This window comes from Vibrio sp. M260112 (assembly GCF_036533775.1).
Taxonomy (GTDB): Bacteria; Pseudomonadota; Gammaproteobacteria; order Enterobacterales; family Vibrionaceae; genus Vibrio.
Genome location: NZ_JATABH010000002.1, coordinates 163,355 through 179,730 on the forward strand (window position 1 = coordinate 163,355; position 16,376 = coordinate 179,730).

At 44.2% G+C, this 16,376-nt stretch carries 17 protein-coding genes and 1 pseudogene; 6 read left to right on the top strand and 12 right to left on the bottom strand.

The genetic code is table 11. The annotated features are described in order from the left end of the window. Positions 1-98: 98 nt before the first annotated feature. Positions 99-1,180: pseudogene (locus tag QTN95_RS01960) on the top strand (GGDEF domain-containing response regulator). Between the two features lie 27 nt (positions 1,181-1,207). Here the strand turns inward: QTN95_RS01960 and nqrM are convergent. From nqrM to bolA, 9 genes are all read right to left on the bottom strand, one after another. Further along, the gene (gene nqrM, locus QTN95_RS01965) at positions 1,208-1,441 is read right to left on the bottom strand and encodes a (Na+)-NQR maturation NqrM (RefSeq protein ID WP_331416142.1); all 234 of its coding nucleotides are present in this window, start codon (positions 1,439-1,441) and stop codon (positions 1,208-1,210) included. Positions 1,442-1,463: 22 nt separating this feature from the next. Beyond that, positions 1,464-2,468, bottom strand: coding sequence for an FAD:protein FMN transferase (locus QTN95_RS01970; protein WP_331416143.1), 1,005 nt, complete (start codon positions 2,466-2,468; stop codon positions 1,464-1,466). A gap of 141 nt (positions 2,469-2,609) precedes the next feature. Then, positions 2,610-3,836 carry an NADH:ubiquinone reductase (Na(+)-transporting) subunit F gene (gene nqrF / locus QTN95_RS01975; RefSeq protein ID WP_331416144.1) on the bottom strand — a complete coding sequence of 409 codons (1,227 nt, stop codon included), beginning with the start codon at positions 3,834-3,836 and terminating at the stop codon, positions 2,610-2,612. 33 nt (positions 3,837-3,869) lie between these two features. Then, entirely contained in the window at positions 3,870-4,466 is a 597-nt protein-coding gene (nqrE, locus tag QTN95_RS01980; RefSeq protein ID WP_004415327.1) for an NADH:ubiquinone reductase (Na(+)-transporting) subunit E, read from the bottom strand. Between the two features lie 7 nt (positions 4,467-4,473). Then, complete coding sequence (locus QTN95_RS01985; RefSeq protein ID WP_331416145.1) at positions 4,474-5,106, bottom strand: NADH:ubiquinone reductase (Na(+)-transporting) subunit D; 633 nt, start codon at positions 5,104-5,106, stop codon at positions 4,474-4,476. Beyond that, positions 5,106-5,876, bottom strand: coding sequence for a Na(+)-translocating NADH-quinone reductase subunit C (locus tag QTN95_RS01990; protein WP_331416146.1), 771 nt, complete (start codon positions 5,874-5,876; stop codon positions 5,106-5,108). The genes QTN95_RS01985 and QTN95_RS01990 overlap by 1 nt, the downstream gene beginning before the upstream one ends. Continuing rightward, a complete protein-coding gene (locus tag QTN95_RS01995; protein WP_331416147.1) occupies positions 5,866-7,110 on the bottom strand; it encodes an NADH:ubiquinone reductase (Na(+)-transporting) subunit B in 1,245 nt (414 codons plus the stop codon). The genes QTN95_RS01990 and QTN95_RS01995 overlap by 11 nt, the downstream gene beginning before the upstream one ends. A 6-nt stretch (positions 7,111-7,116) precedes the next feature. After that, entirely contained in the window at positions 7,117-8,457 is a 1,341-nt protein-coding gene (locus tag QTN95_RS02000; RefSeq protein ID WP_269376644.1) for a Na(+)-translocating NADH-quinone reductase subunit A, read from the bottom strand. 431 nt (positions 8,458-8,888) lie between these two features. Continuing rightward, on the bottom strand, positions 8,889-9,197 hold the full coding sequence (gene bolA, locus QTN95_RS02005; RefSeq protein ID WP_331416148.1) for a transcriptional regulator BolA: 309 nt from the start codon (positions 9,195-9,197) through the stop codon (positions 8,889-8,891). A gap of 137 nt (positions 9,198-9,334) precedes the next feature. Here bolA and QTN95_RS02010 point away from each other — a divergent pair, with 137 nt between their 5' ends. From QTN95_RS02010 to QTN95_RS02025, 4 genes are all read left to right on the top strand, one after another. Beyond that, positions 9,335-10,465, top strand: coding sequence for a methyltransferase (locus tag QTN95_RS02010; protein ID WP_331416149.1), 1,131 nt, complete (start codon positions 9,335-9,337; stop codon positions 10,463-10,465). Between the two features lie 60 nt (positions 10,466-10,525). After that, positions 10,526-11,095: a YajG family lipoprotein gene (locus QTN95_RS02015; protein WP_331416150.1), complete on the top strand. Its 570-nt coding sequence runs from the start codon at positions 10,526-10,528 to the stop codon at positions 11,093-11,095. After that, complete coding sequence (locus tag QTN95_RS02020; RefSeq protein WP_331416151.1) at positions 11,095-11,640, top strand: peptidylprolyl isomerase; 546 nt, start codon at positions 11,095-11,097, stop codon at positions 11,638-11,640. The genes QTN95_RS02015 and QTN95_RS02020 overlap by 1 nt, the downstream gene beginning before the upstream one ends. Before the next feature lie 71 nt (positions 11,641-11,711). After that, positions 11,712-13,103, top strand: a complete 1,392-nt coding sequence (locus QTN95_RS02025; protein WP_331416152.1) for an AmpG family muropeptide MFS transporter — start codon at positions 11,712-11,714, stop codon at positions 13,101-13,103. 52 nt (positions 13,104-13,155) lie between these two features. On the opposite strand, the gene QTN95_RS02030 is transcribed toward QTN95_RS02025, so the two are convergent. The 3 genes from QTN95_RS02030 to QTN95_RS02040 all read right to left on the bottom strand — a co-directional run bounded on the left by QTN95_RS02030 (position 13,156) and on the right by QTN95_RS02040 (position 15,037). Further along, positions 13,156-13,818 (bottom strand): ChrR family anti-sigma-E factor, encoded by a 663-nt coding sequence (locus QTN95_RS02030; RefSeq protein ID WP_331416153.1) that lies wholly within the window; start codon positions 13,816-13,818, stop codon positions 13,156-13,158. Next, positions 13,815-14,399 carry a sigma-70 family RNA polymerase sigma factor gene (locus tag QTN95_RS02035; RefSeq protein ID WP_331416154.1) on the bottom strand — a complete coding sequence of 195 codons (585 nt, stop codon included), beginning with the start codon at positions 14,397-14,399 and terminating at the stop codon, positions 13,815-13,817. The genes QTN95_RS02030 and QTN95_RS02035 overlap by 4 nt, the downstream gene beginning before the upstream one ends. 65 nt (positions 14,400-14,464) lie before the next feature. Beyond that, positions 14,465-15,037 (bottom strand): LON peptidase substrate-binding domain-containing protein, encoded by a 573-nt coding sequence (locus QTN95_RS02040; protein ID WP_138973499.1) that lies wholly within the window; start codon positions 15,035-15,037, stop codon positions 14,465-14,467. A 345-nt stretch (positions 15,038-15,382) separates the two neighbouring features. On the opposite strand from QTN95_RS02040, the gene QTN95_RS02045 reads away from it, so the two are divergent. Next, positions 15,383-16,186 (top strand): nucleoside-specific channel-forming Tsx family protein, encoded by an 804-nt coding sequence (locus QTN95_RS02045; protein WP_331416155.1) that lies wholly within the window; start codon positions 15,383-15,385, stop codon positions 16,184-16,186. Positions 16,187-16,376: the final 190 nt, after the last annotated feature.

Sequence of the window (16,376 nt, forward strand, 5' to 3'; positions counted from 1 at the left end):
CAAAGTACAAATTGCCTGCAAATTTGTCCTGTTCGACACTCGCAAGTTTGTTGGATGCAGTTATTATTAATTCTATAGGTAACAAAAGAGGCACCGCTTTGAACAATAAAGTCTTGGTTGTAGAGGATAGTCGCGCTTACCAAAATTTCTTAAAACAGCAGCTCACTACTTTAGGCTGTCATGTCTGCTGTGCAGAATCTTTTGCACAGGCCGAACAGTTATTGCAAAGGGGGTTCTGGACTACATATTGAAAGACAGCATGGCATCCGTCTCCTACCTACTTCCTCTAGCTAAACGGCTTATTAATAACAGCAAACACCATGCCCTCATTGTTGATGACTCAGCGACAGTCCGACGCCATGTGACACAGTTGCTCGAACATCAGTACATTCGCACCACGCAGGCGGAAAACGGTCAAGTTGCACTCGAAAAACTGCAAAGCTGTTCCGATATCACATTTGTTATCACTGATCATGACATGCCGGTTAAAGATGGCATATCCATGACTCGTGAAATGCGCCAGATGTACGATAAGAACCAACTCGCCATCATAGAGCTATCTGGCAACGAATCGAAAACCCTTACCGCCCAGTTTCTAAAAGCGGGAGCGAATGACTTTCTCACCAAGCCATTTAATCAAGAAGAGTTTTACTGTCGAGTTCACCAGTTGCTTGATATGAAGGAAGCAACCGATAAGTTACACAAACTCGCTAATCAAGACGCTCTCACAGGGTTGTGGAATCGAAGATTTCTCTGTAGTCAGGCTTGCTCTGGTTGTCTGCTACGTAACATTGCAATGATTGATATCGACCTATTCGACAATTATGGTCATGACGGGGGCGATGCTGCTCTTAAAACAGTCGCAAATATCCTGAAGATATATTTTCCTGATGATGTCGTGGTGCGTTTTGGTGGGGAAGAGTTTTGTATTCAATCGTGCACGCCATACGATGATTTCATCAATCGCATTGAAAACATGAGACAACGTGTCGAGAAAACCCCAGTAGAGCATAATGGAAATACCATACTTGTTACTGTCAGCATAGGCATAAGTACTATCAGTGGGGACATTCATGACCAAATTAAGATCGCTGATGATCGCTTATATTTGGCGAAGAAGTTGGGACGTAACCGGACTATTTTCACCGACGAAATGTTAAAAAAAACACCAGTCGAGTGACTGGTGTTTTGTATTAGCAGGACGGGACTAAGCGATGCGGTCTTTTTCCCATGCGGCTAGCTTTTCTTGACGGGCCGCTTCACGTGCTTCACGCTTCTTACGTGCATCACATGGCTCAGGACAATTACATACCTTTTCGATACCAACCGCACCTAAGCCACCACAGCTACCTTTAACAACTTTCTTCTGAATGATATAGCCTATGGACATCGCTGCAATCACGACCATAAACACACCAAATGTAATCAAAAATGTACTCATAATGACATGCTCGCTCGAGTTATTATTTATTCGTATAAGGCTTATATGCAGAAGAGGCTAGTTCTTTAAAACCCTCTTCCGTTTTGACGATCATAAGCACAGGAATGTTGTTTTCTTCAGCAATCTGCATGCCTTTCTCTTCGCCTAATACCATCAGTCCAGTCGCTAACCCATCCGCCGTCATAGACGATTGGTCAAGAACCGTTACCGATACAACCTTATGGCTAATCGGCTTACCCGTTTCTGGATTGATAATGTGTGAGTATCGAATTCCGTCATGCTCGAAGTAGTTACGGTAATCGCCGGATGTGGCAACAGCCATATCGCCTGGCTCAATAATGTCTTGAATCGCACGCTCTTCAACCGATGGTTTTTCAATGGCAATTCGCCACGCAACACCTTCACGGTTCAAGCCTTTTAGGCGCATTTCACCACCTACTTCAACCATATAGTTCTGAATGCCTTGCGACTGGATGTAGTCAGCAACAACATCGACCCCCCAACCTTTTGCAATTGTAGACAAATCTACATACAAGTTAGGAATATCTTTCACTAAAGCATCATCATTCACACTCAGATGCTGGATGCCCGTCATTGCTTTACGCGCCGCGAGCTCTTCAGTTGTTGGAACAACCTCCGGTCTGCCTTCTGGGCCAAAACCCCATAGGTTGACGAGTGGACCAACAGTGACGTCCAATGCACCTAAAGTAAGACCGTTAAGTCGAATCGCTTCTTTCACCACTGTCGCTGTTTGAGGTGAAACGGCAAATGCTTCAGCTGACTGACTCTGGTTGAAGCGACTTAATTCGGAGTCTTTACGGTAAGTCGACATTTGGTCGTTAACTTCTTCGAGTAGACGATCAACTTCTTTCTGAATCGCTTCAGGTGTAGGTTGCCCTTCAGCCGAAATATACTTGATATTGTATGTGGTACCCATAGTTGGGCCACTGAGATGGATCTGCTCAACTGGTTTTTCACAACCAGCTAGTACTAACAGAGAAGCAAATGCAACAAGCCACTTTTTCACTTGTTAGACTCCTGTATATTGAGGAACGGGAATAGCGCATACGTTACTTTACAACGTATCGACTATTACCACTCTAAAACAACAATGGCTGACTTTAAGCAGTCAGCCATCTTATATATGTAATTTCAAATACGCTGAAATTTAGCCGCCGAAGTCATCCAGTAGGATATTCTCATCTTCCACACCTAGATCTTTCAGCATACCGATTACGGCTGCGTTCATCATAGGTGGACCACACATGTAGTATTCACAATCTTCAGGAGCGTCATGATCCCTTAGGTAGTTTTCGTACAATACGTTGTGGATGAAGCCTGTGTAACCATCCCAGTTATCTTCTGGCATTGGATCAGACAGAGCACAGTGCCATACGAAGTTGTCATTTTCTGCTTGTAGGCCATCGAAATCTTCTACGTAGAACATTTCACGCTTAGAGCGCGCACCGTACCAGAACGACATCTTACGAGTAGACTTAAGACGCTTAAGTTGGTCGAAGATATGTGAACGCATTGGCGCCATACCCGCACCACCACCGATGAAGACCATCTCGTTGTCTGTATCTTTAGCAAAGAACTCACCAAATGGACCAGAAATAGTACACTTGTCGCCTTCTTTTAGAGACCAGATGAACGAAGACATGATACCTGGTGGTACATCAGGATTATTAGGCGGCGGCGTAGCGATACGCACGTTCAGCATAATAATACCTTCTTCTTCAGGGTAGTTAGCCATTGAGTAAGCACGGATTGTCTCTTCACTTACCTTAGACTCGTAACGGAACAGGTTGAATTTGTCCCAATCTTCACGGTATTCCTTAGGAATATCGTAATCAGCGTATTTAATGTGGTGAGCAGGCGCTTCAATCTGGATGTAACCACCAGCACGGAAAGGTACTGATTCGCCATCTGGAATTTGCAGCTTAAGCTCTTTGATGAATGTCGCTTTGTTATCGTTAGAGATAACTGTACATTCCCACTTCTTAACACCGAAGATCTCTTCAGGTAGCTCGATGTCCATGTCAGTTTTCATTGCAACCTGACACGCTAGACGCTCACCTTCGCGCGCTTCACCTTTAGTAATATGGTCAAGCTCGGTTGGTAGAATGTCGCCACCGCCTGATTTAATTTTTACGCGACACTGACCACATGAGCCACCGCCACCACAAGCAGAAGATACGAATACACCAGCACCTGCTAGAGCACCCAGAAGCTTACCGCCTGGCTGAGTAACGATCGCCAAAGAAGGGTCATCGTTCACAGAAATTGTAATGTCACCTGATGGTACTAGTTTAGATTTAGCGAAAAGAATCACTAAAACTAGCGCCAAAATAATCAGGGTAAACATCACTACACCAAAAATAATAGTATTCATGACTATTCCTTTAATTGCTGCCGTTTACCCGACTTACAGTTGAACACCAGAGAAAGACATAAAGCCTAACGCCATAAGACCAACTGTGATGAACGTAATACCAAGACCGCGTAGACCTGGAGGTACATCAGAGTACTTCATCTTCTCGCGGATACCTGCTAACGCAACGATAGCTAGCATCCAGCCCACACCAGAACCAAAGCCGTAAACAACAGATTCAGCAAAGTTGTAGTCACGTGTAACCATGAAAGACACGCCACCAAAGATTGCACAGTTTACTGTGATCAGCGGTAGGAAGATGCCTAGCGCGTTGTACAGAGGTGGGAAGAAACGGTCTAAGATCATTTCTAAAATCTGTACAAGTGCTGCGATTACACCGATAAAGGTGATGAAGTTCAGGAAGCTAAGGTCCACGCCTTCAACTAACGCATTCTCTTTAAGAATGAAAGTGTAAAGCAGGTTGTTCACAGGTACTGCTACTGTCAGTACAAATACAACCGCAACACCAAGACCGAAAGAGGTCTTAACTTTCTTAGATACCGCAAGAAACGTACACATACCTAAGAAGAACGATAGTGCTAAGTTTTCGATGAAAATCGATTTAACTAGCAAGCTAATGTAATGTTCCATGACGTCCTTACTCCTTCGCTTCTACTTGTTCTGGTTTCAGAATACGGATTGCCCAGATTAGGAAGCCGATTAGGAAGAATGCTGATGGCGCTAGAAGCATCATACCGTTTGGTTGGTACCAACCGCCGTTGCTTACTAGAGGAAGCACTTCCATACCGAACAGTTTGCCTGAACCAAACAGTTCACGGAAGAAGCCAACAGTGATAAGAACGAAACCGTAACCAAGACCGTTACCGATACCATCGATTAGAGATGGGATTGGCTCAGACTTCATTGCGAATGCTTCAGCACGACCCATTACAATACAGTTTGTAATGATTAGGCCTACGAATACCGATAGCTGCTTAGAGATATCGTATAGGTAAGCTTTTAGCACTTGGTCTACCACGATTACTAGCGATGCGATGATCGCCATTTGGACGATGATACGCACACTGTTTGGAATGTGGTTACGGATTACTGAAACGAAGAAGTTAGACAGTGCAGTTACAAAGATAACCGCTAGTGTCATTACAAAAGCCGTTTCTAGTTTGGTGGTTACTGCCAGAGCAGAACAAACACCAAGAACCTGAAGCGCGATTGGGTTGTTATCCAATACCGGTGCTAACAGACTCTTCTTAACGTTTTGTGCGCTAGACATTAGTTCAGACCTCCGTCACGAACTTTTGCTAGGAATGGACCAAAGCCCATATCGCCTAACCAGAAATCAAATGTACCTTGAACACCGTTACCTGTTAGTGTCGCACCTGATAGGCCATCAACACCGTGTTCAGAACCGGCTGGGGCACCACCTTTAACAACTTTGATAGCTGGCTTGAAGTTTTCATCATAAAGCTTCTTGCCAATAAATTGATCACGCCAAGATGGGTTCTCAACTTCACCACCAAGTCCAGGAGTTTCACCCTGCTCGTAGTAAGTGATCGCAGATACCGTGTTACCGTCAGTTTCAACCGCAACAAATGCATACATCATTGACCAAAGACCATTACCATGTACCGGTAGGATGATCTTAGATACAGCGTCGCCATCTTTCACTAGGTATACAACACCTGTGTTAGCACGACGTAGGATCTTAGCTTTGTCTTGGTCAGCTGTTAGCTTGATAGACTCTGCTGGATCTTTTGCTGCTTTACGCTGATCGTAAGTTGCAGCATCGCCGTCAACAAACGCACCAGTTTCAAAGTTAACTAGGCGCGGTTCGATGAACTCAGCAAATAGCTCAGGTACTTTTTTACCCTCAGCTTCAATGCCAGCTACTTCAACGATCTTAGTTTGCTTATCTAGTACAGCGTTAGCTTTTTGCTTGTCGCGTAGACCCACGGCTGCTGTTGATACGATGATTGAACAAACAAGGCTCAACCCGATAACAACACCCAGCGTCTTTTTAATGCTATCGTTATTACTTGCCATAGCGTGCTTGTCTCCGCTTGATGTTCTTCTCGATAACTATGTGGTCTAACAGAGGTGCAAACAGGTTCGCAAATAGGATCGCCAGCATCATACCTTCTGGGTACGCTGGGTTTACTACACGAATCAGAACACACATCGCGCCGATCAGCGCGCCGTACCACCATTTACCTTTGTTAGTAAATGAAGCCGATACAGGGTCTGTTGCCATAAAGAACATACCGAATGCAAAACCACCTAGGACTAGGTGCCAGTGCCATGGCATGTTGAACATTGGGTTAGTGTCAGAACCGATCACGTTGAACAGGGTTGCTGTTGCAATCATACCGATCATTACACCTGCAATGATGCGCCAAGAAGCGATTCGCATGTAAACGATCATCGCTGCACCGATCATCAGTGCGAGTGTTGAAACTTCACCAATTGAACCAGGAATGTTACCGATGAATGCGTCCATCCAAGTGATTGGAGCGCCTGTCACTGCATTAACCAGTGCACCGTTACCACCTTGAGCCCACTGGCTTAGTGCGGTTGCACCAGAGAAGCCATCAGCTGCAGTCCATACTACGTCACCTGAGATTTGCGCAGGGTAGGCGAAGAACAGGAACGCACGGCCAGCAAGAGCTGGGTTTAGGAAGTTACGACCCGTACCACCAAAGATCTCCTTAGCAACAACAACACCAAAGGTAATACCTAGTGCCGCTTGCCATAGAGGAAGTGTCGGTGGAACGATCAGTGCAAACAGGATAGAAGTTACAAAGAAACCTTCGTTAACTTCGTGCTTACGCACCATACAGAACAGCACTTCCCAGAAACCACCAACGATAAATACCGTTGCGTAGATTGGTAGGAAGTAAGTTGCACCAAGCATCATCTTACTGCCAACGCCAGCATCAGCCGCTAAAGTGCCGCCAAGCATTTCCGTTAACCAGTAGTGCCAGTTACCAGCAACAACCGCTGCTAGCTGATCACCAGCGTACATGTGATTTAGTGCTGCAATAGCTTGGCCACCTGCGTTGTACATACCCCAGAACATTGCTGGGAATACCGCAAACCAAACCATGATCATGATGCGTTTTAGGTCAACGCTATCACGAACGTGCGAGCTTTTCTTTGTCACTAGACCAGGCGTGTAGAACAGAGTCGCTGCTGCTTCGTAAAGCGCAAACCACTTCTCATGTTTACCACCAGGCTCAAAGTGATGCTCGATGTCTTCAATAAACTTTTTAAGACCCATGGAAAATTACCCTTCCTTCTCAATGATATCTAGGCATTCACGTAGTAACGCACCGTACTCGTACTTACCAGGACACACAAAGGTACACAATGCTAAATCTTCTTCGTCTAGTTCAAGCAAACCTAGTGCGATAGCACTATCCGTATCACCTGCACATAGATCACGAAGTAGCAGAGTAGGCTCCATATCAAGAGGCATTACGCGTTCGTAGTTGCCAATTGGAACCATAGAACGGTCACTACCATTCGTTGTCGTTGTCATGTTGAACAACTGACCTTTGAATAGATGACCAAGGAATGAGCGAGTAATCGAGAACTTGTTCTTGCCAGGAGTAGCCCAACCGAACAGCTCTTTTTCGCGGCCTTCACGTAATACAGAAACCTGCACGTGGTAACGACCAAGGTAAGCGTGAGGACCAGTTGCATGAGTACCTGTTAGTACTGAACCAGAAATCACACGAACTTCACCTGGCATTAGCTCGCTATCTGTTACGTCTTCTAGGCTTGCACCAATAGAAGTACGAACTAGACGAGGGTTATTCACCACTGGACCAGCCAGAGAGATAACACGGTCAGTGTAAAGTTCACCAGTTAGGAACAACTTACCAAACGCAATAACATCTTGGTAGTTGATGCTCCACGCCACATTTTCTGCATTCACGGGGTATAGGAAATGCATGTGGGTGCCAGCGAGACCTGCTGGGTGAGGGCCATCAAATACATGCTCTTCAACATTAGACTGAGAAGAACGAGGAAGACTTGTACCAGATTTACATACGTAAACCTTGCCATCAGTCAGAGTCGAAAGCACATCTAAACCAGCAACAAACGCTTCTTGTTGCTCATTGATGATCAACTCAGGCTGAGCCGCTAAAGGATTAGTATCCATAGCAGTTACGAAAATAGCCTTCGTAGAAGATTCGATTGCAGGAACCTTGCTGAACGGACGAGTACGTAAAGCAGTCCAAAGACCTGAGTCAACAAGCTGAGTTTTAACCGCTTCACGGTCAAGACCTGCTAGTTGGCCAGCTTCAAACTTATCGAATGTCACCTGCTCTTCACCTGCAACTTCAATCACAATAGACTGAAGCACACGCTTAGCGCCACGGTTAATCTCGATCACTTTACCAGCTGCTGGTGAAGTAAATTTCACTCCCGGATTCTTCTTATCTTCAAAAAGAACTTGAGCTTTCTTTACTTCATCGCCTACGCGGACATGCATAGTAGGACGCATGCCGACGTACTCTTCGCCAAGCAAGGCGACTTTTTTGATGGTCTTACCATCATTAATCACCTGGGTAGGAGTTCCTGCGATAGGAAGGTCCAAACCCTTCTTTATTGTAATCATACGCACTTGCACTACTTTTATCGGGAAAAAGATTCTTTGATTGCGTAACTTTTAGACACGACACTAGTGTCCGGTTTCGGTGCTGTTTTAAACACCAAAATCGCAACATCCTATTAAAAATCTCGTCACAAGAAATCGGCGAGATTTATCAGGTGCGGTAGTTTAGCATCTTTTAGGAAGTTGATGCCATGACCAATGCAGGGAATAAGGTACATATTTCGAAGGAATTGAGTTTAAAAGACTAAGGAATAGTCATAAGTTTGAGCCATCGCACAAACAGAAATAGCCGCAAAAAGAGTAATGACACTACATATTCACATCGTGAAACAATCTTATTTAAAACTAACCACTGTATTTATTGTTTCTATGTTGTTAACAATACCTTTTTTGGACTAACTAAAAAGGGCAGCCATGCTACCCTTTTTCAGCAGTTATTTGTCACCACCCATACACATAGGGCTGTCCGGCGCGATTTGATTGTGTTGCTGCCATTCGTGCTCTGTGTAGGTGTGCATCGATAACGCATGTATGTAGTTTGCCAGTTCCTCAGCCAGTGTTTGATTCACTTGACGGTGGCGAGCAATCAGCCTTAATCCCTCAAACTTCTCACTCACAATCACCACTTTAAAGTGGCTTTCTGAACCGGCTGGCACATTGTGCATATAGCTCTCGTTAACAACACTTAGGTAACTAGGTTCAAATGTATCTGTAAGTTTGCTTTCTATTATTTCCTGAAGCATTGCACTTTACCATCAGACTAAACAACATAATGGGCTAGATAATAGTCGCCTTAAGCGAAAAGCTAAAGGTTTTAGTTTTCACGACCGCAGCGTTTTGCGACAATTCCCCCAATGACCGATAACCTTGCGTTGCTATTATGATCACTGAGCTTTCACTGCATGAGCGAACCCTTTCTTTATTCCGATACCCAAAGAGAAACAACGAAACTCTTCAGGCATGGGATGCGGGAGACGAATACCTAATCAACCATGTTGAAGATATGGGACTAGAGCCCAACCAGCATATCTTAATCGTCAACGACAACTTTGGAGCACTCAGTTGCTGGTTTAGTGACAAACATCGCATCACTATGATGAGTGACTCGTTTATTTCTCAGCAAGGTACTCTTGCAAACATGCAACACAATCAGTGCCCTAGCGTCGGCTTCATAACAACTATGGATGAAGTACCAGCCGATGTAGATTTGGTTTTGATTCAGTTACCCAAAAGCAATAGGCACTTAATTTGGCAACTCAGTCAGTTGCGTCAAACACTGAACGAGACAATTCCTGTTATTGCTGTCAACAAAGCAAAAGAGATCCACTCCTCGACACTTAAGCTTTTCGAAAAACATTTGGGTGAAACAAAAACCTCACTTGCTTGGAAAAAACACCGTCTAGTCTTTAGCTCAGCAAATAACGCTAATGCCACCCAAGTCTCTGCCAATACTCAATGGTCAGTAGAAAAAGAGAACATTACGCTAAACAATCTACCAAATGTCTATTCAGGAGAAAGCTTAGATTTGGGTGCGCGCTTTATGCTTGAGCACTTACCAACAAACCAAAATCTTAAACATGTGGTCGATCTAGGTTGTGGTAATGGTGTCCTTTCCGTAAAAATGGGGCAATTAAACCCACAAATTAAATTAACCTGTGTTGATGAGAGCTTTATGGCGGTCGAGTCGGCTCGGCAAAACCTCCTGACCAATCTTGGTAGTGATAGAGAAATAGAGTGCGTTGCGAATAACTGTTTAGATGGAATGACGGCGAGCGATGTGGATATGGTCATGTGTAATCCCCCATTTCATCAGCAGCAAGCTATCACCGATCATATTGCATGGCAGATGTTCTGTGATGCAAAGCAAATTCTTACTGTTGGTGGGCAATTATTAGTTATCGGTAACCGTCACCTCGGCTACGATGGAAAGCTATCTAGGCTATTTGGTAAGTCAAACGTCAAAGTGGTCGCTGCCAATAAGAAATTTGTTATTTTACAAGCGACTAAATAGTCCTCTATTATCTGTTTACGTTTGTATAAGCTCGCAGAGTTACAAAGAAAGGAAATTACAATGAGAAAACTGGTTCTAGTCGCGTCAATGGCACTACTTACTGCGTGTTCAGCTCCGCAGCAAGAGCAAATTAATTTTATGCCTAAAGCTGTCCTTAGCAACAGCAATCTGGTTCAAGGTGCGGCATTTACGCTAACCAGTAAAGACGTGCGTTCTGCACAATACGTTGCTCTTGTCGATAGCGGTCGTTCAAATATTGAACCGATTCATTCTAAACAAAACATACGTATCTCAATTGAAAATGCGCTATTGGAGCAATTCCAGTCACAAGGTTTCCGCAGTACCGTCAATAGTGAAAGCTCAATTGAAGTCGAAGTTCAAGAAGCCTTAGTGTCCGTTCAGCACACTGTGATGGAAAACCAGATGGATGGTAAGGTAGTCATTGAAATTACGGCTGAAACACCACAAGGTAAACTGGTTAAGACCTACACTGGTACAGCCAAGCGCACGGGGGCGCTCAGTGCTTCTAACGAAGAAATTGAAGTTGTTCTTAATGACGTCATCAACTTAGTTCTTCAAGAAGTGGCCAACGACCGTGAACTTCAGAACTACATGCAGGAGCGTTTCTAATGTTGAAAATGACATTTGCCTCACTCGCATTAGTCAGTTCACTTGCGCTAGCGGGTCCGAAGGTAGAATTTGAAACAAACCTAGGCTCTTTTACAGTCGAGCTAAATGAAAACAAAGCACCGATTACCGTTGCTAACTTTATTAAGTATGTCAACGATGGCAGCTATGTCGGTTCTCAGTTCCATCGAGTCATTCCTGGCTTTATGGCTCAGGGAGGAGGTTTTGATGAGAATATGAACCCCCTACCGACATACGCTCCGATCAAAAACGAAGCGTATAACGGGCTTAAAAATGATAGTGCGACCATTGCCATGGCACGTACTAATAACCCGGATTCAGCGACTCGACAGTTCTTTATCAATTATAACGACAATAGCTTCTTGGATTATGATCAACGTCCACCTGGCTACGCTGTATTTGGCAAAGTGACTCAAGGGTTTGACGTTATCCAAACTATGGCGAGCAAGCCAACAACAACCAAAGGGCGCTACCGCGATGTACCAGTAGAACCCATCATTATCACCAAAGCCACACTCATCAAATAATCATATTAGGCTCTACTTTGTTAGAGCCTTCTGTTTTCTTGCTGACCAAACACTCAAACAAGGATTTGTGTATGTCTTCAGACTCTCCTTCTATGTCTTGGCTAGAGACGATTCGCAGTTATATGGACAAGCGCCTAATGTGGGTATTTATGCTTGGCTGTTCGAGCGGCTTTCCTTGGGTTCTGATCGGTTCAAATATGTCAGGTTGGTTAAAAGACGCCGGACTCACACGTGCAGCAATAGGCTACTTTGGTAGCGTATTTGCCGTTTACGCCATTAATTTCCTGTGGGCACCACTCGTTGACCGAGTCCGTATTCCTCTTCTGCATGCAATGCTCGGACAGCGAAGAAGTTGGGTCTTTGTTTGTCAATCAATCGTGCTAGTTTGTACCCTATTAATAGCCGGTGTCGACCCATCACAAAACCTAATGCTCACTTCAATGCTTGCTCTGGGTATCGCTATCTCGTCGGCAACTCAGGACATCGCCATTGATGCCTTTCGTATCGATACATTCCCTAAATCAGAGCCCTCTAAATTGCCACAAGCGTCAGCGATGGCGGTTATCGGTTGGTGGACGGGCTATTCGGTGCCAGGTTACTTAGCTTTTATCAACGCTGACTCTATTGGCTGGAATGGGGTTTACTATGGAATGGCGGCGATTGTCGTCCTATTAATGATTTTCACGCTCTTAGTTGGTGAACCCAAAACTCAACGTGACGCGTTGCAAGCGCAAGCCGAACAACGTCACAGTAAAGTCGTTGGCAATCGTATCGTCGCATGGATCACGGTCACTGTCGTTGAACCTTTCCTCGATTTCTTCAGAAGTAACGGATTTAGAGTCGCAATCACCCTACTACTGTTTGTTTTCCTCTTTAAGATTGGAGAAGCTTTCTTAGGTCGAATGTCGATTACCTTCTATAAAGAAGTAGGCTTTACTAACGAGCAGATTGGTTACTATTCAAAACTGATTGGTTGGGGGCTCACAATTGTGTTCACCTTGATCGGCAGTATGGTTAACGTGAAGTTCGGTATCGTACGTGGCTTAATGATCGGTGGTATTGCCATGGCGTCAAGTAACCTCATGTTTGCTTGGATAGCAAAAGTAGGGCCGAGCGAGCAATTATTCTTAGCCACTTTGGTTGTCGATAACTTCACTTCTGCATTCTCAACCGTTGCCTTTGTGTCATTCTTGACAGTGGTCACAGGTCAAGCGTTCTCTGCTACTCAGTACGCTTTACTCGCCTCTTTAGGCAACTTCGGTAGAACAACACTCGCCTCTTTCTCGGGAGAACTGGTTGACTACCTCAACGACTGGTCAACCTTCTTCGTCCTGACGGCACTGATGGTAATACCGAGTTTGATTATGCTCTATTCGTTGCGTCATTATTTCACGGATATGTTAAACAGAGCTCAGCAGAGAGATTCTCAACAGGCAGATCAACAGGACACAGCACAACAATAAAAATAAAGGCTTGGTTTCTCACCAAGCCTTTTTTCTCGCATCTATTTTCTGACTAGGGATAAAGCCCCTTACCAAATAAGTTGAATACTCTGGCGACACCTTGAGTGAATATCATCGGCTGTGTGAGTACAGTCAAACACAAACAATCTTCACCCTGTTTAGTGTATGGACTGTGTTTTACTGTTCCATCTTTGAACAAGAAGTCCCCCACTCCATAGTGCCCATCTTCATCGCTAAAGCTACCGTGAAGAACCAAGGTCGACTCCGTGCCTTTATGAGTGTGCTGGGGAATAGCCACATTTTCGCTAATGTACATCAGGTTAATTCTAGCATCTGGCGAGATATCTATTGCCGCGCTAAATACCTTGCCTCCATAGCTCTTCCAATCACTGATCCGGTCTCTAAAACGCGATAGCGACAGAGGAAGACGAAAAGACTTGCCATTCACTTCAACAAACGTCGGCATACGAGGAAGCCTCATAGGGTCACTGTTTTGCTCAAGAGCGACAATTTTGTCGAACATAGCATCGAAGTCATCTTTGACGCTAATATCGCTCGCCACTAGCTCTTCGCCGTATAGCTGTTCAAACCCGTTAACTTGGCTTCGACAGCGTGGACAACTTTCGATGTGGGTGGCTATCGTAAAAGCGCTCACATCATCCAACGTGCCTTGAGCGTATGCTTGCAAAACGGATGCATCTGGATGGTAACTCATAGTGTATCTGCCTCTATCGAAATTCGAAGTTTCTCTACTGCTAAGCGCAACCGTGACTTAACCGTTCCAAGGGGAATATCAAACATCTCTGCGACTTGCTGATGCGGTAACTCTTCCAAGTAAACTGCCTGTACGACTTTGCGTTGCGATTCCGGCAGCAAATCCAAATATTTAACCACCTGTTGTTTAAGTAGTTCGGCCTCAGGAGAATAATGTTCCACCATATCTGGCGGACAATAATCATTAGGCCAAAGGTCCTCAGAATGTATATGCGCATCCCTACCTTTCTGTTTGCGCAAAATGTCAAAACAAAGGTTACGCGCTATCGTAAAAATCCATGTAGAAAGCGAACTCTTACTGCTATCAAATAACGCGCTTTTTTGCCATACGGTTGTCATCGCTTCTTGAACGACTTCTACGGCAATCTGCTCATTGCCCATATGCCTGAATGCAAATTGCTTGAGACGTGGAGAAAAATGACTAAAAACCAATGCAAACGCATGTTTGTCCTGCTGTTTCACTTTTTCCATACACTCAGCCCAATCTGCTTTAGTGAAAGCTTGGCTATCTGAATTGGCCATTTCGATATCCTTAAACGGTGCCCTTAGACAGTGTATACGCTTCAATTCATGGAAAGATCATTTAGCTATTGGCTAAAGAGCGCTTTATTTAAAAACTGTATCGCCTCACGGCAATCACGCGCAGCAGCAAGATGATCAAACTGGCCTTTGGACAGCGGCAATATCTCAAGCCATCTTTGACTAACCCAGCTTGCATCATCCAGAAACTTTTGGTCATACAAGTTGCTCACTTCGGGAAAACGCTCATAAACCTGCGCGAGATGCTGAGCGACAGACTCCGTCTCGATACTAAGCTGTTCAACCTGCCAGTTGGGTAGCTTAGTCACTTTCGCATAGCGAAGACCATCATATTCAACACGCACCTGATCTATCTCGAATCTTTCCAATCCTGTCACTGTGATTCCTAATAGACCCGCGTCTAGCACTTCAAAATCGACGATTTGTGCCAGCGTCCCGATCTTAGATAGCTCATTTTCACCAGACTCTTTCGCCTTTTCAAACATACAGATGCCAAAAGTGCCATCCGCACGCATCGCTTGAGAGACTAAACGTTTATATCTCGACTCAAAAATTCTTAGTCGCATTTTTCCCTCAGGGAGAACTATTGAACTTAGAGGGAAAAGCATTACTTCGGCCATATAAAATCACTCCCAACCATTTTATTAACAGTTACGTTACAGGTCGCAAAAGCGATCATTAACCGAATATGTTGAATAGTTGATAGACATTAAATTTAGAGTGAACGCTTGCGTAATCGATACCTGTTTCACTTTTTGTGCAACGGGATGAAAGTTCCATTGGAACGTTATTTTTTGCCTGTTAATGAGATGCAGATCAGCTGTTTTATGTTTTTTCACATCATTTGAACATGGATTTTGAGATTTTTATCGATATTATTCACATCCATTAAGCACAGCTAAGATTGTGCAACTAAGTAAATATCGAACAAATATTGAAATTAACAAACATAGAGAGTTCCCACTATGCGTAAATCACTTTTAGCTCTAGGTGTTGTAGCAGCAATGTCTGCACCGGCTATCGCTGCTGACTATTCAGACGGCGACATTCACAAAAACGACTACAAATGGATGCAGTTCAACCTAATGGGTGCATTCAATGAGAAACCAGGTAACTCAACTCATGATTACATGGAAATGGAGTTTGGCGGCCGTTCTGGTATCTTCGACCTATATGGTTACGTTGACATATTTAACCTAACAAGTGACTCTGGTAGCGATAAAGCTAATGCAAGCAGCAAAATCTTCATGAAATTTGCTCCTCGTATGTCTCTAGACGCAGTAACGGGTAAAGACCTATCTTTTGGTCCTGTGCAAGAACTATACGTTGCTTCAGAGATTACTTGGGATGGTGCGACCTCTAAAGTAGACGCGTTCGCTGTAAACCAACAAAAAATTGGTTTGGGCTCAGACGTAATGGTTCCATGGTTAGGCAAAATGGGTCTTAACCTATACGGTACATACGACTCAAATAAGAAAGACTGGAATGGTTTCCAACTATCAACAAACTGGTTTAAACCTTTCTACTTCTTTGAGAACGGTTCATTCATCTCTTACCAAGGTTACCTAGATTTCCAATTTGGTCTAAAAGACGAATACTCTACTTCTAGCACTGGTGGTGCAATGTTTAACGGTATCTACTGGCACTCTGACCGCTTTGCAGTTGGTTACGGCCTGAAAGCATACCAAGACGTTTACGGTATCGAAGATACAAAAGCATTTCGTTCTTCTGGCGTAGGTCACTACCTAGCAGTTACTTACAAGTTCTAATTGAACTCATAAGTAAAAGCATTCGAAATGGCACCTTAGGGTGTAATGCTTGTCAGTTAAGAAGCATTTAACACCTTTTTGAAGGCCTAGTCGCGTAGCGACTGGGCCTTCTTTTTACCACTCTTGGGTAGCTCCTATCTCGCCTTTCTGGCAGCGTAAAACTCTCAGCCATATCGAGTATGTAGTTCAT